Below are 20335 nucleotides of genomic sequence, written 5' to 3' on the forward strand. Positions count from 1 at the left end.
TTGAGTAGGGACTTTCAAGAAAAGGATGATAAATATTGGAAAACATAGATATAAAACATGAATCAGATTATAAAAAACCTTCTTTTTTAGAAAAATATTCACCACTCATTAAATACATACTTAAAAGATTATTACTGATCATCCCAGTTATCTTAATAATTTCATTTTTTATCTTTTCTATTGTAGAATTTATGCCAGGCGATCCTTTAAATGCGTTTTTAAATCCAGAGCAGCTTACTGGTACCCCTGAAGAAATTGAACAAAAACGTTTGTTTTTTACACAAAAACTCGGACTTAATGATCCTTTTATAGTTAGGTTTTTTAGATGGTGGAAACAATTATTAAGTGGAGAGTTTGGATATTCCGTAATTAAAAATAGACCTGTTAAAGAGTTTATTGGTGAGCATATTTTAAATTCATTTAAAGCTAATTTACTTGGCTTTGCGTTGGCTTTTGTGTTATCAATAGTTATAGGTATCAAATCAGCAGTTAAAAAGAATTCAATATTTGATAAATTTTTTACTGTATTTTCAATAGCTGGGATTTCATTGCCTAGATTTTTTCTAGCTATGTTATTAATATTTCTATTTTCAATCACTTTGAAATGGTTACCAATATCAGGTATGACGGATCCTATGGGTTATAGACCTGATTTTCAGTATTACATATTACCTGTATTAGTTATAACCTTAGCTGAATTAGCATTTCTATTGAAATATGTTCGTAATTCGATGTTAGAGGTCTTAAAACAAGATTATATAAGGACTGCAAGGGCAAAAGGACTTAGTGAAAAAGTTGTTATATATAGACATGCATTTAGAAATGCACTTATACCTATTGTAACATTATTAGGTGCTAATATACCTTTGTTATTTAGCGGTTCTATTATAGTTGAGAAAATTTTTGTGTGGCCAGGTATAGGGAACTTGATTAATGATTCATATAAATTTAGAGATAGAAGTGTATTAATAGTTGCACTTATATTTTTTGCGCTGTTAACATTGTTAGGAAATCTTATGCAGGATGTTGGCTATTCGCTAGTTGATCCAAGAATTAGAGAAGGAGGGAAAAAATAATGTCATTAAATAAAGAAATAAAACATGAAAGAATAATCTCTCCAACTCGGTTAATGTTTATTAAATTTAGAGCAAATAGATTAGCAATGTTCGGTTTCTGGATTTTCATTGCTATTGTAATATTTGTATTAGGGTTTAAGTTGTACACCGTTTTAATTAATTATGACTTTGCTAATTTATCAGAAATCGGAGAAGGTTCGTATACATCACCTAATAGTGAACATTGGTTTGGAACTGATAAATATGGTCGTGATTATTTTTACAGAGTAATTACAGGTGGATATATAGCTCTAAAAGTAGCAGTATTATCTACTTTGATGATTGTAGTTATCGGTGTGATTTTTGGTGCAATATCTGGATATTTTGGAGGATATGTGGATGTTGTTTTAATGCGTATTGCTGAGATAGTTATATCATTTCCATTTTTAGCATTAGCAATAGCTATATCTGCTATGTTTGCTGATTATCCAGATGAAACTAGATTATTTATTATGATATTTATTATTGGTCTATTAGGTTGGCCAAGTTTAGCTAGGATGGTTCGGGGGCAAATTTTATCACTAAAGGAACAAGAATTTATGACTGCAACAAAAGTACTTGGTATATCAACACGAAAACAAATAACTAAACACCTTATTCCCAATGTTATTGCTTATGTAATAGTAGCTGCAACTATAAATTTTGCTACTTCTATTATGCTTGAGGCATCTCTATCGTATTTAGGACTTTCGGTTAAAGAACCAGTTGCTACGTGGGGAGGATTGCTCCAAAGAGCGTCTACATCAGTTGTCATGAAAAATTATTGGTGGCTATGGGTATTTCCAGGGATATTATTGTTTTTACTTGTAATGAGTGTTAATTTAATTGGAGAAGGACTTAGAGATGCTGTTGATCCAAAGTCAGAAGTAATTAAAAAGATAAGTTTATTTAGTAGAATTGGCAGATTCTTTAGTAAAACATTTGGAGGTGCAAAAGGTGGGGAAAGTATTAGAAGTTAATAATCTGTGTACGTATTTTTTTACTGATAAAGGTATTGTAAAAGCTGTTAACGGTGTGGATTTTCACATTGAAGAAGGAAAAACACTTGGTATAGTAGGAGAATCAGGTAGCGGAAAATCAGTAACTGCATTAAGTATTCTAAATTTGTTGGATTATCCAGGGAAAATTGTAGAAGGAGAAATAGTTTTTAATGGTAAAAATCTTGTCAATTCAAGTATTAGTGAAATGAGAAAGATTAGAGGAAATAAGATATCTATGATATTTCAAGAACCTATGACATCCCTAAATCCTGTATTAAGAATTGGAAAACAGTTAACAGAACCTCTTATGCTTCATCAAAAGCTATCTAAAAAAGAGGCTTGGGTAAAGGCTATAGACCTTCTTAGAAATGTAAAAATACCTACACCTGAGAGGGTAATAAATTGTTATCCTCATGAATTTTCTGGAGGGATGCGACAAAGAGTTATGATAGCTATGGCATTAGCTTGTAGACCACAGTTACTTATTGCTGATGAACCTACAACAGCATTGGATGTAACAATTCAAGCACAGATTTTTAAGTTAATGAATGAATTAAAAGAAACGTTTAATACTGCTATTATGTTTATAACTCATGATTTAGGAGTTATAGCTGAGTTATCAGATGATGTTGTTGTTATGTATTGTGGACAAGTGGTGGAAAGGGCGCCAGTAAACAAGATATTTGGAACTAAGAAATTCGAACATCCATATACAGGAGGATTATTGAAATCTATTCCGAAACTAGATGAAGATTTGGAGAAACTTGAACAAATAGACGGGAGTGTTCCACACCCACTAAATTTACCAAAAGGATGTAGATTTGCACCTAGGTGTAAGTATGCAACTGAAAAGTGTAATAAAGAAATGCCAGAATTAATAAAGGTGGAAGAAGATCATTTTGTAAGATGTTTCTATCCGGAAATGGGGAAAGATTATGAATAAAAATATAATAGTAGAAACCAAAGGATTGAAACTATATTTTCCTACAGGTCAGAAAGATAAGAATAGGAAAGCTTTAGCAGTTAAAGCTGTAGATGGAATAGATTTACAAATATATGAGGGTGAAACATTAGGTTTGGTTGGAGAATCAGGATGTGGTAAATCTACGATTGGTAGAACAATACTTAAATTATATAAACCAACTGAAGGTACAATAAAGTATAAAAATGAGGATATAACAAGATGTTCTGTAAAAGAAATGGTACCATTACGAAAAGAAATTCAATTGATTTTTCAGGATCCATACTCTTCACTAAATCCTAGAATGACTGTAGGACAAATTATTGGAGAGGCAGTAGTTACTCACAACATGTTTAAGAAAAAATCAGAAGAACTAGAAAAATATGTTTTGGAAATTATGGAGACATGCGGACTTGATAGTTATATGATACATAGGTATCCACATGAATTTTCAGGAGGTCAGAGGCAAAGAATAGGAATTGCAAGAGCATTAGCATTAAAGCCAAAATTTATTGTATGTGATGAAGCAGTTTCTGCACTTGATGTATCTATACAGTCACAAATTATTAATTTATTGGATAGGTTACAAAAAAAATATGGAATGGCATATTTATTCATATCTCATGATTTAAGTGTTGTTAAACATATAAGTGATAGAATTGCAGTTATGTACTTAGGTAATTTTGTTGAACTAGCTACTAAGAATGAATTATATAATAATCCATTACATCCATATACAAAAGCTTTACTATCTGCAATACCTGTTACAAATCTGGAAATAATTAAAAACAAACAAAGAATTGTATTAGAAGGAGATATACCTTCCAATGTAACACCTCCAACAGGATGTAAGTTTCATACCCGTTGTCCTATTGCAACAGAAAAATGTGTAAAAGAAATTCCTATTTGGGAAGAAGTTTCTAAAGGACATTATGTAGCATGTCATTATAAAGGAGCTGAAGTTAAATAAATGAATAATAATATGTCACAAATTACAAATTTTGAAAAAAAGGAACATGGAAGCCTAAATGGGATTCAGCTAGAGAAAGGTGATACTTTAGCTATTATAATAGCAGCACTTACTACATTGCTTCCCTTTGTTCTTATAATATTTCTTATATGTTTTATAATTATTAAATTGATTTTTAGATTGTAGCTTATCATAAACATTAGGTTAATAATAAGAATCTTCTTTTTTAAAATAGGTTCTGTTTAGTATATCATTATAATACTAAACAGAATCTATTTTTTTGAAACTTTTTATTATGCGTAGCCTCTTTTGTTATTGCTGTTGTAAAAGATGATATACATAATAACTAGTAATTGATATGTTAATAAATACTAATATTCTTAACCATTCTATTGGGTGTATATGTATTTTTGCTTAACAGATATCAAAAATTAATTATAGAAAAAACTATTTTTTGTAGGGATTTTATAAAAAAATAAGGTTTTTTATTTTTAATAATCAATAAAGAAATGTATAATTAAGTAAATTATAAAAGTACTTTATAATAAATTAAGCCTATATTTATTCTAGCATCAGTTTTAATATTTAATTAGGAACAAGCAATAATAATAGTTAATAGTATTTTGGAGGTGGCATCTTTGAAAGTAGCCAAGAATAAGATTAAGCAATCAGGGAGGAAAACTATAATAATATGGACTATGTCTTTGGTTGTAATAATGTATTCTGTTTTCGTATTTTTTCCTATAATATATGGTTTAAGTACTAGTTTTTTTAATTGGAATCCATTTCAGAGTGTATTTAAGTTTGTAGGTGTTGATAATTATACATATGCTTTGAAAAACCCACTATTTTGGAAATCATTAGGTAATACAATTTATTTCACTATTGGTTCATTAATCTTAACAGTTGGATTCGGATTGCTTTTTGCAGCACTCATTCATTCAGTTAAGAGAGGTACTTCATTTTATAGAGGAATTTATTTTCTTCCTGTAATAAGTTCGATGGTGGCAGTATCAATGCTTTGGAAGTTTATGTATAATTATGATAATGGATTTTTCAACTCTGTTTTGATGGGAATGGGTTTGTCAAAAGTTCCATGGCTCCAAAACAGTTCTATAGCCTTGCCAGCAATCATGGTGGTTCAAGCTTGGAAAGATATTGGATATGCTCTTGTGTTGATTCTTGCGGGGATTAATAGTATAGATCCTAGTATATTTGAAAGTGCTGAGATTGATGGTGCAGGAAAATTTCGCAGATTTATAAGTATAACAATCCCTTTAATTAAGAATTCCATTACGATATTAGTTATTACTAAATTAATTGATTACATGCAGGTATATACTCCTATCAAGTTCATTACTGAAGGAGGACCTGGGACAGATACAAATACTATGTCATTCTATATATTCGAGGAAGCGTTTACCTACTATAACTTTGGTTCAGCCTCAGCTATATCGTTTATATTGTTTGCAATAATATTTATATTGTCAATGGTTCAATTAAAATTCAATAAAAATAATTAAAATGAGGTGTAATTTGTGAAAAAAAATAATTCTAAAATTTATGATGGAATAGTTCATATAATACTAATATTTTTTGCTGCTGTTATGTTGCTTCCTTTCATTTTCATGATATTAAGCTCTTTTAAAACAACAGCAGAAATAACAAAAATACCACCTGCATTTTTCCCTGAGAATTGGGGATACCTAAAAAACTTTACAGATGTACTTAGTAAATATAATTTTGGGATATTCTTTAAGAATAGTTTGTATTATGCAGTTGTAAAAACAGTAATTGTCATATATGTTTCATCTATTGTAGGTTATGTTCTTGCTAAATTTAAATTTAGAGGAAATAGGGTTATCTTTACTATGATTCTAGCTACAATGATGATACCTTGGCCAGCAACTCTTATACCTAATTATCAAATGATGGTCTGGTTTAATTGGTTAGGGAAAGATATATCTATTTTGTACTCTGCATTCATATCTGGATTTGGTGTTTTCCTTATGCATCAGTTTGCTCTTGGCATACCAGATTCATTTTTGGAAGCGGCTCGAATAGATGGTGCTTCAGAGATGAAAATATTTCATAAGATAGTTATGCCTATGATGCTGAATGCAGTTGGAGCACTTGCAATATTTACATTCCTATGGGAATGGGATAATTACTTATGGCCTTATCTAATGTTGGATGAAGTTGCGAAATATACTATACCGGTTGGATTATCCATGACACAAGGTCAGTTTGTCGCTAATTATGGACCTATGTTTGCTGGTATAACTATAGCGGTCATTCCAGTTGTTATTGTATATTTAATATTCCAGAAAACATTTATTCAAGGAATTGCCTTAGGTGGAGAAAAAGGATAAATAATATATATTTATATAAATTTTAAATGTTTCAAAGGAGGAAGAATAATGAAAAAATGTGTAACTGTAGCTATGGCAGGCTTCGGATTAAGAGGGCGAGATTATGCCAAATACCAAAAGAACAATCCTGATATTATGAAAATTGTAGCGATATCAGATCCTAATGAAAATAGATTAAATGATGCAGCGAAAGAGTATAATGTATCAAAAGAGCATTGTTATAAAACAGCGGAAGAAATGCTTGAACAACCTAGACTAGCAGATATTTTATTTGTTACGACTCAGGATAAGCAACATGTTAAACAAGCTATTGCAGGAATAGAAAAAGGTTATCATATAATGATGGAAAAACCTATATCTCCATATTTAGATGAGTGTATAGCCATTATGGAAAAGGCTCATGAATATAACAGAAATGTAACGGTTTGTCATGTTATGAGATATACTTATTTTTATCAAGAAATAAAAAAAGCAATAGAATCTGGAATCATAGGAGATGTTAAATCAATCCAAGCTATTGAGAATGTAGGGTATTTCCATCAGGCTCATAGTTTTGTAAGAGGCAATTGGAGACGATCAGATGAGACAAGTCCTATGATATTAGCAAAAAGTTGTCATGATCTAGATTTAATAGCTTGGTTAATGAATAAGAAATGTAAGAGAGTATCTTCATTCGGGGATTTGAGTTATTTCAAAAAAGAAAATGCTCCAGAGGGTGCTACAAAAAGATGTTTAGATGGTTGTAAAGTACAAAAGGATTGTCCATATGATGCAGAAAAAATATATGTAACAGATTCTATTACAGGTGTGAAAAATGGTATCTGGAAATGGCCATGTTCTGCAGTTGTACATGAACCTACTGTAGAGACTATATATGAAGCATTGAAAACAGGCCCTTATGGAAGATGTGTATATCATTGTGATAATAATGTGGTAGATCATCAAGTAGTAATTATGGAGTTTGAAGATAAATCCACAGCAGATTTTACAATGTGTGCTTTTACAACTAGCGATGGAAGACAAATAAAAGTTATGGGTACATTAGGAAACATAGTTGGTAATATTGATACTCATACTGTAGAGATTCTACCTTTTGGAAAAGAAGGTAAGAAGATAGATATATCAAAATTGGCAGGAGATCTAGATGGGCATGAAGGTGGAGATATGCTTCTTGTTGAAAGTGTAATGGAATTACATCAAAGTGAAGATAATATCAAGAATAATCTAACTTCTATAGATGCATCAATTCAAAGTCATGTAATGGCTTTTGCTGCTGAGTATTCTAGATTAAATGAGGGAGTTAGTGTTGATCTAGATAAATTTGTCAATGAACAACTTTAAAAAAGTAAATAATAAATATATTCTGGAATGATACATTTTATATGGTTTTAAATAAGAGAAAATAATAGAAAAGGAGAAAATCTGCCTATGAATAATTTTTATATTGATTTGAAAATGACTGATGATGATAAATTTTTAGATAAGTTACGTAATATCTCAGATGAAATTAAGGGAAAAAAAGATATCAGCATTACTTTTGAAAAAGGTACTTATGAGTTAAAAGATGATAATGCCATAAAAGAGTTTCAACAGTTAATGGAGGGAACTCTTGATTATGATACTCATTGGGGAAAATATGGTTTTCCTTATAATATTGGAGTATTATTTGAAAATGTCGATAATCTAGTCATAGATGGTAGAGGGTCTACTTTGATGATGCATGGTTTAATATCACCTTTTACTTTTAAAAAATGTAAAAATGTTGTTTTCAAAAATATAATTATCGATTGGGATAGACCACCATTCTCAGTTGGGGAAATAAAATCAATCAGCGGTGATGAAATAACAGTTAATATATTTGATGATTTCCCAGTTAAGGGGAAAGAACCTGTATGGGCTCTTATGGATTATGATCCTTTCAATAGACATTTTGGATTAATATGGAAATTTAGGAATATGTCACAGTTTGAACTCATTGAACCAGGTGTAATCAAATTCAATGCATCGGTAGCTAAGGATTTAACAATTGGAAATTATTTGGTTCTAAGACATGTGGGTAATTATAGACCTTGTATTCATATCCTAGAGAGCGAAAACTTATATTTTGATAGCATAACTTTATATAATAATCCTGGAATGGGTGTCGTAGGTCATTACAGTAAAACTATCACTTTTCGTAATTTACAGGTTAAACCGAAAGATAATAGGATTATGTCTACAACAACAGATGCAACTCACTTTATTAATTGCGAGGGACTTCTTGATTTCGAAAATTGTTATTTTGAAGGAATGGGCGATGATGCCATAAATGTTCATGGATTCTATAACTATATCACTGAAATTCTTGATGAACATACTGTTGAAGTAACAATCTTAAATGAAAATGGTACTCAAGACCAAGTTTTTGATGTTCCTAGAAAAGGAGATACTGTTGAATTTTCTAAAGTTTCCGATTTAAAGCCTTTTGAATCAAATACGGTTAGTGAAGTAACTGTGGATGATGAAAATTGGAAGGCTACTATAACTTTTACAGATTCTATTGATGAAAATATAGTTGTAGGAGATTTATTAACAAAAAGTAATGATGTTGCTGCTTTACGTTTTGTGAAATGCCATGTTAATAATATTAGAGCGAGAGCATGTCTAATACAAACAAGAAATGTTGTAATTGAAGATTGCCTTATAGAAAATTGTACTGGCACTGGTATTCATGTTGATACAGCTACTGGTTGGTGGGAATCAATAAGCTGTGAAAATGTAGTTCTCAGAAATAATACAATAAAAGATTGTGGTTATGGAGATGGAACTTATAACAATACTTCTGGAATTGTTGTAATCACAGAATGTGAAGAAAATGCAGTTGGTGTTCATAAGAATATAATTATAGAGAATAATAATATTTATGGTAATGAAAATACTGGTATAACACTTAGTTGTACTGATGGTAGTAAAATATTCAATAATATCATTAGAAACTGTGATATCGCTCTAGAAATAATGTCATGTGATAACATTGAATTATATAATAACTCTATCGGAAATCAAAAAATAATTTTTAGAAGAGATTGATGGATTATTGGTAATTATCTATTTTTTATAATAAAATAAGGTTTTTTATTTTACAAAAACAAGAAATGATAATATAATAATTTTAAATAAATTCCATTCTGTTATGAAACAAAAAGTATACAAAATAACTAAAAACCTAATTGGTTATTTGATGATACTGGGTAATGGAATGAATAAAATAGGTCTTATGCAATTGAATTATAGATATTTTTAATATATGCATACTATTGAAAATATATCTAGTTATTGATAAGACATATTAGTTCTAATAGTTGAGTGAATTTATTTTGACACACTTATAACATAATATATTGGAAGGTGGGAACAAAATGAAAAAAATAAGTTATATAATTAGTATGATGTTGGTTGTAGCTTTATTATTAGCTGGATGTGGTAATAAAGAAAAAGATGGTAATGATACAAACGATGGGAATCAAGATAAAGACAATAATGTTGTTGAAAATAAGGATCCAGAATATATTGGTAATAATTTGAAATATGATATTAATAGTGTAGTCAACAATGGTGAAAAAATTGATTTGGTATTATGGACAGACCAAGAGGTTGAAAGTTTTTATACAGCAGCAGCAGATTCATATATGAAGATTCATGACAATGTTAATATAAAAATTGTTGTTCAGCCTTGGGGAGATTATTGGACAAAACTTCCATTAGCATTAAATGCAGGAAATGGACCAGATCTTTATAGATCACACCCTTCATTTATCAATAACCTAAAAGAGAAAACATATGAATTACCAGAAGATGTTTTCCCAATGGAACAATTGAAACCAGATTTTCCAGAAGTTGAAAAAATTAAAGTTGATGATAAATTATATTCCATTCCACTAGGAACTACATTTGGAGGCGGTATCTACTATAATAAAGCTATGTGGACTGAAGCAGGCTTAACTGAAACAGATATACCTAAAACATGGGATGAATTTGCTGAAATTGGAAAGAAATTAACTAAGAAAGACAGTAAAGGTAATATTACTCAATATGGTTTCTCAATCGATCATACTTTCGAAAATATGATTATAGCTCTTAACTTACAAAAAGGAGAACCAATATTTAAAGAAGACCAATTCACTTGGAATTTCGATAATGAAACAACTTATAATAATATTGATTTGTTGAAAGACTTTAAAGAAGACGGATTCATGATGTATTCAGATGGTGATTGTGAAGACCAAATGGGTAATGGACAAGTAGCTATGATATACCAATGGAACTGGGTAGGCGGATACTTGAATAGTTCTTATCCAGATGTAGACTGGGGCTTTTTCATGATGCCAACAGAAGATGGTAGTGTACCACCAGCTTATGATACAAAAGTATTTGAATGGTTATTATCAGTTTCAGCAACTGATGAGAAAAAAAGAGAAGTAGCATTCGATTTCTTGAAATATTATGTGGCTGAAAACAAAAATCTAATTGATAATTCAATGCATATAGGTGTTATACCAGCAAAAAGTATTGATATATCAGATGATGAAAGATTGAAAGAATTACCAAATATTGGTATGGCTAATGAGTATAGTGACAGATTAGTATTCTTAGGGGTTATCCCAACTGATGAAGCAAAAGCAAAAGGATTACGAAGTGCTGGTAGCGATATTTTCATTAATAATAAGGAGCCAAAGGAAGTAATAAAGGCTTTCCAAAAGAAATTAATGGAAGATACTGAAAGAAACGGTATTGAATATAAATCCATAGAAAATCATTATGAATATTATTCTGAATTCAATAAATAATATTTTTGGTTAGTAGTATATTATAAATCTAAAAGACTCGTATTCATCTGTGAAAAGAGAGTACGAGCCTTTTTATATAAAAATGATCTATTAATATCTATAGTTTTTGCTGTTAAAAAGAATATTATAGCTAAAAAAAGTAACCATATCTAATTTTTATAACTAATTAATGTTTTTTATTTTTTAATGAAATAATTAAATGATAAACTATAAAAGTAAATATTTTAATTATTAGATTTGGCAGTAGATATAGAAATGATTTTAGAATGGAGTGAAGAGATGTTTCAACTTTCGAATTTTGATTGGAGTAATAATAATATATTATATAAAAATAGAAAACCTTCAAGAGCACATTTCTATCCTTATGGAGATGAAAATTCGGCTTTAGAATTTGATAGTAAATTATCAGATAGGATTGTTGATTTAAACGGAGAGTGGGATTTCAAATGGTTCAATTCTCCTTTAAAGGTTACTAATGACGAATTAAACAATCCCAGTTATGATGAATATAGTAAAATAAAAGTTCCGTTGAATTGGCAGTATGATGGTTATGGAAAATTTATTTATACTGATTTGTGGTATCCTTTCCCAGTAGACCCACCGAACATACCATCATTAGATAATGAGACAGGTATTTATAGAAGAAAAATAATGGTTGAAAATCATATGCTTGATAATTTGTCAATTAGATTTGAGGGAGTTGAAAGTGCTTTTCATCTATATATTAATGGTCAGAAAGTTGGTTATAGTCAAGGTAGCCGTATGCCAAGCGAATTTGATATAACAACTTATGTTCATGAAGGAGAAAATGATTTATATGTAGTGGTATATCAATATTCAGATGGTACATATCTAGAAGATCAGGATATGTGGTGGCTTGGTGGTATTATTAGAGATGTATACTTGATTATAAGAAAAAAATCATATATAAGTAATATTAATTTAGATACAGATTTTGATATTGAAAAATCAACCGGTATACTAAATATCAAAAGTAAAATAGTCGGTGAAAATACTAAATTAGATATTAATATTTATGAAAATGATAGATTGATCAAATCCATAAAGGATGCAGAACAAAATTTCAAAATGTATATTGATAATGTAAAAGCATGGAACGCAGAAGAACCATTTTTATATACGGTCATTGCTAATCTAAAAACAGCAGAGGGTATAACAATTGAATCAATTCCACAAAAAATAGGATTTAGAAGTTTAGCTATCATAGATGGTAATCTATTACTTAATGGTACCAAAATCCTAATGAAAGGTGTTAATAGACATGAATATTCACCTTTAAATGGAAGAGCAGTTACTTATGAGCAAACATTGAGAGAATTAAAATTAATTAAAGATAATGGCATGAATGCAATAAGAACTTCTCATTATCCCAACAATCCATTTTTTTATGATATATGTGATGAATTCGGTATATATGTTATTGACGAAGCTGATTTAGAGACACACGGTTTTGAAATAATTAAACAAGATACAAGGTTATGTAATGATGAGAAATGGTTACCTTCATATATTGACAGAATTGAAAGAGTAGTTGAAAGAGATAGAAATCATACATGTGTCATACTATGGTCGTTAGGAAATGAATCATCTTATGGAAATAATTTTAAGAAAATGTATGAATGGTGTAAAAAAAATGAACCTATCAGACCTGTACACTATGAGGGAGATTTTAAAAACGAATCTATTGATGTTAGTAGCACAATGTATTCTTCTGTAGGTTCGTTATATGAATTAGATACACAATTGTCACCTAAAAGACCTCATATATTATGTGAGTTTGCTCATGCAATGGGTAATGGTCCTGGAAGTCTAAAAGAATATTACACCTTAGTTGAAAAATCAAATCGTGTCCAAGGCATATTTGTATGGGAATTTAAAGATCAGGGAGTTTATCAAAAAGATAATAAAGGAAATGAACGTTATTATTTTGGAGGTGAATTTGGAGAGAAATTTCATAATGGGAATTTTTGTATGGATGGTCTGTTAATGGCAGACTCAACACCTACACCTGGTTTCTATGAGTATGCAAAAGTCATTGAAAATGTTCATGTAGTAGATTTTTCGTGGGATAAGCAGTATATCAAAGTAAAGAACAGATGGGATTTCTTGAACCTTGATTCTTTTGATTTAGTGTGTACTATAATTGAAAATGATAAAGAAATGAAAACTAAAACAATAAAAATGCCTGTTGCTAATCCTCATGAAACAGTTTATATTAAGATAGATGATGATTTATATATTTCAGATAATGAAGATGATGTGTGGTTAGATGTACAATTTGTATTAAATAAAGATCTAGTATGGGCTGAAAAAGGTTGGAAAGCCGGAAGCGAAAGACTTTTGATAAATAATTATAGACCTAAGAAAATATCTAATCTCAAACCAGCTGAAATAATTGAAAAAGAAAATGTTCTATCAATAAGTGGAAAAGGATTTAATTTTGATATATCTTTAATAGATGGCAGGATTTATAATTATACTGTTAATGATAAATTAATTATTGATAAAGGTCCAGAACTTAATTTCTATAGAGCATTTACAGATAATGACATTGAAAATAAAAAAGAATGGAACGAAAAACATATCCATTCTATGATAATGAGTGTTTACAATGTTAATCAAAATAGCGATGGTGATTTATTGGAACTAGTTTTAAAGGGTAAATTCGCACCAAAAGCATTAGAATGGAGTTCTTTTGTAACGATTACTTACAAAGTATCTTATGATGGCAATATTAATATTAACTATGATGGCTTTTTTAGTGGTGATAAACCTGGACATCTGCCAAAACTAGGTTCTCAAATGAAAATAAGTAAAGAATTTATCAACATCTTGTATCATGGTAAAGGTCCAGGAGAATGTTATTGTGACAGTAAATCTAATGCAAAAGATGGTATTTACAGCTTAACTTTTGAAGAAATGGAGTTTGGATATCTATCTCCTCAAGAAAATGGAAATAGGACAGACGTTAAATGGGCTGTATTAACAAATGATAATGAAGAAGGTTTTGCAGTAGGAACTGATAAGAGCATGGATTTTAGTGTTAGAGATGTTGAAGATGATAACCTTATAAAAGAAAAATATCATTGTGATTTAAATAGAGAAGATTATCTATTGGTGAATTGCGATATGAGAAATTCTGGTTTAGGCAGTCAGAGCTGTGGTCCAGATAGAATGAATCAATATAAAGTGTTTACTATACCATTTAACTGGAACTTATCTATTGTACCGATTAAGAATAATGTTAGTAAAATAGCTATTGGAAGAGAAGCTATTGATTATGTTAATACGGTCATAAATTAATATAGGAGGCTAATATGGCATATAAAAACAAGTTTACAAGTGAAATACAGAACATAATATCAGAAGATGAGTGGATTATAGAAGAGGATAATTATGATCCTAGAGAAAATCTCGTATATGAAACATTATTTGGATTAGCAAGTGGCTATATGGGAAATAGAGGTAGCCATGAAGAAGGAGATGTAAGAAGAACTCTTCCAGCAAATTACATTCATGGTATATTTGATAGGTCAGAAGCTTTTCAAAGAGAATTATGTAACACTCCTGATTGGAATAAATTGAAAATGTATTATGAGTGTGAACAGATTGGTATTGAGAGTGGTAAAGATGTTAAAGAATATGTAAGAATTCTTGATATGAAAAAAGGTCTTGTAGCTAAACATTATGTTTCAACTGCTTATGATGGTAGAGAGACAAGGATAGAGATTATTAAATTCCTCAGTAGAAAAAATCCAAGATGTGGAGCTTTTAAGGTATTTGTCACACCATTAAATTATGAGGGTGTTATAGAATTTGAAAATATAATTGATGGAACAGTAACTAACTTCATAGATTTTCCTAGATTCAGAGTTAAACATCTAAGTACAGAACAAGTATGTGAGTTTAGTGATTTCGGTTGTTATCTGGAAAGTAATACGAGAGATGATAAAACCCCTATAGGAACAGGAACTGCTGTTGAAATTAAAGATAATGATGGTAATGATAGATTGAAAAGCAGGACATTCAAGAAGTTTGGTGAAATAGCTTGTGAGTTTTTGGATGCTGATGTTAAGCAAGGTGAAACCATAGTTATAGAAAAATATGCTAATATTTGTACTGGTAGAGAATCGGACAATGTAAAAGATACAGTCCTAAATGATCTAGAAACTTTTGTAAAAAAAGGTTTTGATAATGAGTTGGAAGATCATATAAAAGAATATTATAAATTATGGGATATGGCAGATCTACAGATTACTGGGGATGAAAAAATGCAGAAAGCATTAAGATTCAATATTTTCCATGTAATGAGTACTCCTAATCCTAATGATCCTTCTACTAATATTGGAGCGAAACTTATTCATGGTGAAGAATATGGAGGACATGCTTTTTGGGATACAGAATTATTCATTCTCCCATTTTTCAATTATGTATTTCCAGAAGTAGCTCATAATCTAGTGGAATATAGATATCGTCTTCTTGATAAAGCAAGAGAAAATGCTAATAAAAATGGATATGAAGGTGCTAAATATCCATGGGAATCAGCTGATACAGGTGATGAGGAATGTCCAGAATGGACAATAGAACCAGATGGAACATGTTACAGATGTTATGTAGCAGATTACGAACACCATGTTACAGCTGCTGTTGCATATGGTGCCAATAGATATTATAAGTTCACTAAGGATAAAGAATTTTTAGATGGAATGGGTCTTGAATTAATAGTCGAAACTGGAAGATTCTGGGTTTCTAGATTAGAATATAATGAACAAGAGGACAGATATGAAATAACTAAAGTAACAGGACCAGATGAATGGCATGAACCAGTAGATAATAATGCTTATACTAATCATTTAGCAAAATGGAATATTAATCAAGCATTAAAATATTTGAAGTATTATAAAGAAAATGATAAAGTAATGTATAATAATCTTTTAAATAAAATCAAACTTGACGAAGATGAATTGATAATATGGAAAGATAAAGTCGATAAAATCTATATTAAAGATAAAGAAGGACTAATCGAACAGTACGATGGTTACTTTAATCTAGTTGATGCTGAGATTGATGAATGGGATAAAAATGGTATGCCGATTTTACCAAAATCACTTGAAGCAGTAAAAAAAGAAGATAGATGTATACTTAAGCAAGCTGATGTAGTGATGCTTATGTTTTTAATGGAATATGATTATGATATTGATACACAGAGAACCAATTTCGAGTATTATGAAAAAAGAACTTTACATCGTTCTTCATTAAGCCCAAGTATTCACTGTTTAATGGGTTTACGTGTTGGAGATTATGAAAGAGCGTATGAATATCTTTGTCGTTCAGCATATGTTGATATGACAAACAATCAAGGTAATACACGTGAAGGAATCCATGCAGCTTCTGCTGGAGGGTCTTGGCAGTGTGTCACACTAGGTTACTGCGGGATGTCTGTTGATAATAACGGTACTTTAGTGTTTAATCCTAAGTTGCCGGATAACTGGGAAAAAGTTAGTTATTCTATCAATTGGAGAGGTAGTATTCTCAGAATTTTAATTACGCAAGATGACGTAATAATAAATTCAGATAACTGTAATGGTTCTTTCAAATATATAGTTGATGGTGAAGAACGTATTTATGGAGGAGCATAAAATGAAAAACAAAATAGAATTAAAAGCTGATATACAACTTGTCGTTGTTGCAATCATATGGGGTAGCGGTTTTATAGCAACAGAATATGCTATTCAAGCAAATATGAGTGTATCATTGATTATGGTTATGCGTTTTAGTGTAGCAGCTTTGATTTTGATATTAACATCTATTAAACAATTGAAATTGATAAAAGGTAAAGAATTAAAGCATGGTATTATAGCTGGTTGTATACTATTTCTAGCATTTTATGCGCAGACTATAGGGCAGTCTCAAACAACTGTTTCTAATAGTGCATTTATTACTGCTACTAATGTAATTATGGTTCCATTTATTGTATGGATAATGACAAGAAAACGTCCTCCAGCGAAATCATTTATATTGGCTGTAGTTACTTTATTGGGAGTAGGAATTTTAACGATTTCACCTAAGAATGGATTATCTTCATTTAATTTTGGTGATTTAATGATTTTTGTGTGTGCTGTTGGTTTTGCATTACATATTGCTTATTTGGAAATTGCCGTAAAAAGTAGCAGTGCTAAGATAATTACATTAATTCAAATAACGACAGCTGCCATTTTATCAAGTATCGTATTAGTAATATTTGATTTGGATTCTTTTTATACAGTTAATTGGGAAAGTGCTTTACCTGCTGTTTTATATCTTGGTATTTTCAGTACTTGCATATGTTATTTTATGCAGACATCAGCTCAGAAGCATACTACTGCATCCAAAACAGGTATCATACTTTCCATGGAAGGTTTCTTTGGAACTTTATTTTCAGTAATTTTATCGCTAGAGCCATTAACTGCTAAAATTATAGTAGGTGGAGCTATTATACTAAGTGCTGTTATTCTTACTGAAGTGGATATAAAATCAAAACATAAGAATAAGGTATAAAATATCTTCCTTATTCTTATAATATTTATGTTATAATGTAATAGACTAAAACTGACTAGGTGATATTATGCATAAACAAAGAATACATTCATTTGATGAATTATGTCCATTCATACGTGAAGTAGGATTACAACATCAAGATTCTTGGAGACACAAGTCTAGAAAAATATACGATCATCAATTTTTATATTGTTTTAAAGGAACAGCTAATGTAAAAATATTAGATAGGTATTACAAAATTAAAAGAGGTGATTTGATTCTTATACAACCTAATACATCTCATGAATTTTGGGTTGATGAGGATTTATTAGGAGAATTATATTGGTTTCATTGTGATTTCTTCTATTATAACGATAAAGAATGGCATTATGATTTTTATAATGATGCAGAAAAGTATGTTACACTTTTTGGTGAAATCCTTAAATATACGGAACATATGAGAGAAAATCCAGTTTTTGAAGATGGATATATGCTACCGGAGTATATGAGATTCAATAATCCTGACGAAGTTGAATATTTGTTCAGAAGAATATATAATGCATATATTAAACAAGATGATTACTGGCAGATATCTGCAAAGATTTATTTCTTAGAGATTCTTAGACATGTAATTAAACAAACCAATAACAAAAAAGAAAACGGAAACAAAAAACTATATGTCGTTAACCAGATAAAAGCATATATAGCAAGGAATTATTACAAAAAATTATCTGTTGGTGATATTTGCAGAGATACAGGACTGAATTCAGAGTATGCCAGTAGAATATTCAAACAGCTTCAAGGGGAAAAGTTAGTAGAATATTTGAACAAATATAGAATAGCTCAAGCTAAAAAATTATTTTTGGAAATGGACCTGAATGTTGCTGATATAGCAGATATGGTAGGTTTCAATAATGAAAATTATTTTTGCAGTGTGTTTAAGAAATATGAAGGCAAAACACCTGTGAAGGCTAGAGAAGATTTATTGGAGCTATATTATTCTTTATAATCATAAAATCTTTTACAAAGAATAGTTTTTTATTCTAGTTTTGCGAGCTCAAATAAATAAACGATATAACCAAAACTCTTTAATTATTAATTAATTAAGGAGTTTTTTATTGTGTTAAAAAAGTTTTATGAGTACTTCACTTGAAGTTTTTGTTAGATATAGTTGGTAATATACTGCAAACAACTAGACTATTTGTTAAAAATATACATAATACTATGTCCAGTAAAATATATTATAGTAATAAAATAATTTACATTAACTTACTTAAAAAAACATTTTTTTTTACACAATATTTAGACAACTTGTTGCTGATTATATTTTTTCATAATATTGATAGTGTAATTATTAATTAAGTAAAAGATTGTGGGAGGTATTTTATGAAATCAGTAAGGAGATTATTTTCGATTTTTCTTGTTGTATCTATATGCATTTCATTATTTGCTGGATGTGACAAGAAATCTACAGGTGACTGGAAGATAGGTATCATCACAGGTACTGTATCTCAAAATGAGGAAGAATACAGAGCAGCACAGACAACTAAGCAAAAGTTTATTGATGAATATGGTGAAGATAAGGTTATTCTTCAGACTTACCCAGAGAAATTTATGGATGAGCAAGAAACAGTTATAGCTAATATAGCTGGTATTGCTGCTGATCCAAAAGTGAAAGCACTTGTTGTATGCCAAGGAGTTCCAGGTACATCGGCTGCAATAGATAAAGTTCTAGAGACAAGAGATGATCTATTAATTATTGTTGGTACATCAGGAGAAGATCCTAATATGATAGCAGATAGAGCAGATGTTTGTTTCCAAATGGATGAACTGGGAATGGGTACAGCAGTTATTGATCAAGCAAAAAAACAAGGTGCAGAAACATTTGTACATTATTCTTTCCCAAGACATATGTCTTATGCTTTACTTGCAGCAAGAAGAGATCTATTCAAAGAAAATTGTGAGAAATATGGTATAAAATTCGTTGATGCTACTGCTCCAGATCCAACAGGAGATGCGGGTCCTTCGGGTGCACAACAATTCATTATTGAAGACGTACCTAAAAAAGTTCAACAATATGGAGAAGATACAGCATTTTTCTCAACTAACTGTGCTATGCAGCCACCACTTATCAAATCAGTATTTCAGCAACATGCTATTTATCCACAACCATGTTGTCCATCACCATATCATGGATTTCCTGCAGCTCTAGAAATAGAAATACCAGAAGACAAAAAAGGTGACACAGGTTATGTTATAGATGAAATAAGAAGAATCAATGCGGAAAATGATATGACAGGTAGAATGTCCACATGGCCTGTTCCAGTAAATATGATGTTTATTGAAGCAGGGGCGCAATATGCGAAACAATGGATAGAGGGTAAGTTCAAAGAAAAAATTAATGAAGAAAAAATAAAAGAATGCTTTACTGATTATGCCAAGACAGATGATGGTGAGGAAATTGCTATTAATATATCACTATTAGAGGAAAATGGTAAACAATTTGATAATTATTTCTTAGTTTTAATTGATTTTATAGATCTATAGGTTTAAATATCATATAAGTAAGGGACT

The 20335-nt window shown here is 30.1% G+C and carries 14 protein-coding genes; all 14 read left to right on the top strand.

What is annotated here, in order from left to right; genetic code table 11:
- The first annotated feature begins 35 nt into the window (after window positions 1-35).
- The 14 genes from QMG30_RS08860 to QMG30_RS08925 all read left to right on the top strand — a co-directional run bounded on the left by QMG30_RS08860 (window position 36) and on the right by QMG30_RS08925 (window position 20308).
- Window positions 36-1076: an ABC transporter permease gene (locus tag QMG30_RS08860; protein WP_281814710.1), complete on the top strand. Its 1041-nt coding sequence runs from the start codon at window positions 36-38 to the stop codon at window positions 1074-1076.
- On the top strand, window positions 1076-2074 hold the full coding sequence (locus QMG30_RS08865) for an ABC transporter permease (protein WP_281814712.1): 999 nt from the start codon (window positions 1076-1078) through the stop codon (window positions 2072-2074). Before QMG30_RS08860 ends, QMG30_RS08865 begins: the two co-directional genes overlap by 1 nt.
- Window positions 2052-3038 carry an ABC transporter ATP-binding protein gene (locus QMG30_RS08870; RefSeq protein ID WP_281814713.1) on the top strand — a complete coding sequence of 329 codons (987 nt, stop codon included), beginning with the start codon at window positions 2052-2054 and terminating at the stop codon, window positions 3036-3038. The genes QMG30_RS08865 and QMG30_RS08870 overlap by 23 nt, the downstream gene beginning before the upstream one ends.
- On the top strand, window positions 3031-4026 hold the full coding sequence (locus QMG30_RS08875) for an ABC transporter ATP-binding protein (RefSeq protein ID WP_281814714.1): 996 nt from the start codon (window positions 3031-3033) through the stop codon (window positions 4024-4026). Before QMG30_RS08870 ends, QMG30_RS08875 begins: the two co-directional genes overlap by 8 nt.
- 638 nt (window positions 4027-4664) lie before the next feature.
- Entirely contained in the window at window positions 4665-5549 is an 885-nt protein-coding gene (locus QMG30_RS08880; RefSeq protein WP_281814715.1) for a carbohydrate ABC transporter permease, read from the top strand.
- A 15-nt stretch (window positions 5550-5564) separates the two neighbouring features.
- Window positions 5565-6398: a carbohydrate ABC transporter permease gene (locus QMG30_RS08885; protein WP_281814716.1), complete on the top strand. Its 834-nt coding sequence runs from the start codon at window positions 5565-5567 to the stop codon at window positions 6396-6398.
- Window positions 6399-6446: 48 nt separating this feature from the next.
- Window positions 6447-7739 (top strand): Gfo/Idh/MocA family protein, encoded by a 1293-nt coding sequence (locus tag QMG30_RS08890; RefSeq protein ID WP_281814717.1) that lies wholly within the window; start codon window positions 6447-6449, stop codon window positions 7737-7739.
- Window positions 7740-7826: 87 nt separating this feature from the next.
- Window positions 7827-9467, top strand: coding sequence for a right-handed parallel beta-helix repeat-containing protein (locus QMG30_RS08895; protein WP_281814718.1), 1641 nt, complete (start codon window positions 7827-7829; stop codon window positions 9465-9467).
- A gap of 329 nt (window positions 9468-9796) precedes the next feature.
- The gene (locus QMG30_RS08900) at window positions 9797-11224 is read left to right on the top strand and encodes an ABC transporter substrate-binding protein (RefSeq protein ID WP_281814719.1); all 1428 of its coding nucleotides are present in this window, start codon (window positions 9797-9799) and stop codon (window positions 11222-11224) included.
- A gap of 255 nt (window positions 11225-11479) precedes the next feature.
- Window positions 11480-14548 (top strand): glycoside hydrolase family 2 TIM barrel-domain containing protein, encoded by a 3069-nt coding sequence (locus QMG30_RS08905; protein WP_281814720.1) that lies wholly within the window; start codon window positions 11480-11482, stop codon window positions 14546-14548.
- 14 nt (window positions 14549-14562) lie between these two features.
- The gene (locus QMG30_RS08910; protein WP_281814721.1) at window positions 14563-16884 is read left to right on the top strand and encodes a glycoside hydrolase family 65 protein; all 2322 of its coding nucleotides are present in this window, start codon (window positions 14563-14565) and stop codon (window positions 16882-16884) included.
- A 1-nt stretch (window position 16885) separates the two neighbouring features.
- Window positions 16886-17782 carry a DMT family transporter gene (locus tag QMG30_RS08915; protein WP_281814722.1) on the top strand — a complete coding sequence of 299 codons (897 nt, stop codon included), beginning with the start codon at window positions 16886-16888 and terminating at the stop codon, window positions 17780-17782.
- 67 nt (window positions 17783-17849) lie between these two features.
- Window positions 17850-18770 (top strand): helix-turn-helix transcriptional regulator, encoded by a 921-nt coding sequence (locus QMG30_RS08920; protein ID WP_281814723.1) that lies wholly within the window; start codon window positions 17850-17852, stop codon window positions 18768-18770.
- Between the two features lie 377 nt (window positions 18771-19147).
- Entirely contained in the window at window positions 19148-20308 is a 1161-nt protein-coding gene (locus QMG30_RS08925; RefSeq protein ID WP_281814724.1) for a DUF3798 domain-containing protein, read from the top strand.
- Window positions 20309-20335 lie beyond the last annotated feature (27 nt).

It is taken from the genome of Vallitalea longa (assembly GCF_027923465.1).
GTDB lineage: Bacteria > Bacillota > Clostridia > Lachnospirales > Vallitaleaceae > Vallitalea > Vallitalea longa.

Coding starts and splice junctions, on each gene's coding strand:
- QMG30_RS08910 (WP_281814721.1), top strand. CDS start 14,563: ATGGCATATAAAAACAAGTTTACAAGTGAAATACAGAACATAATATCA.
- QMG30_RS08875 (WP_281814714.1), top strand. CDS start 3,031: ATGAATAAAAATATAATAGTAGAAACCAAAGGATTGAAACTATATTTT.
- QMG30_RS08925 (WP_281814724.1), top strand. CDS start 19,148: ATGAAATCAGTAAGGAGATTATTTTCGATTTTTCTTGTTGTATCTATA.
- QMG30_RS08915 (WP_281814722.1), top strand. CDS start 16,886: ATGAAAAACAAAATAGAATTAAAAGCTGATATACAACTTGTCGTTGTT.
- QMG30_RS08900 (WP_281814719.1), top strand. CDS start 9,797: ATGAAAAAAATAAGTTATATAATTAGTATGATGTTGGTTGTAGCTTTA.
- QMG30_RS08865 (WP_281814712.1), top strand. CDS start 1,076: ATGTCATTAAATAAAGAAATAAAACATGAAAGAATAATCTCTCCAACT.
- QMG30_RS08895 (WP_281814718.1), top strand. CDS start 7,827: ATGAATAATTTTTATATTGATTTGAAAATGACTGATGATGATAAATTT.
- QMG30_RS08920 (WP_281814723.1), top strand. CDS start 17,850: ATGCATAAACAAAGAATACATTCATTTGATGAATTATGTCCATTCATA.
- QMG30_RS08890 (WP_281814717.1), top strand. CDS start 6,447: ATGAAAAAATGTGTAACTGTAGCTATGGCAGGCTTCGGATTAAGAGGG.
- QMG30_RS08905 (WP_281814720.1), top strand. CDS start 11,480: ATGATTTTAGAATGGAGTGAAGAGATGTTTCAACTTTCGAATTTTGAT.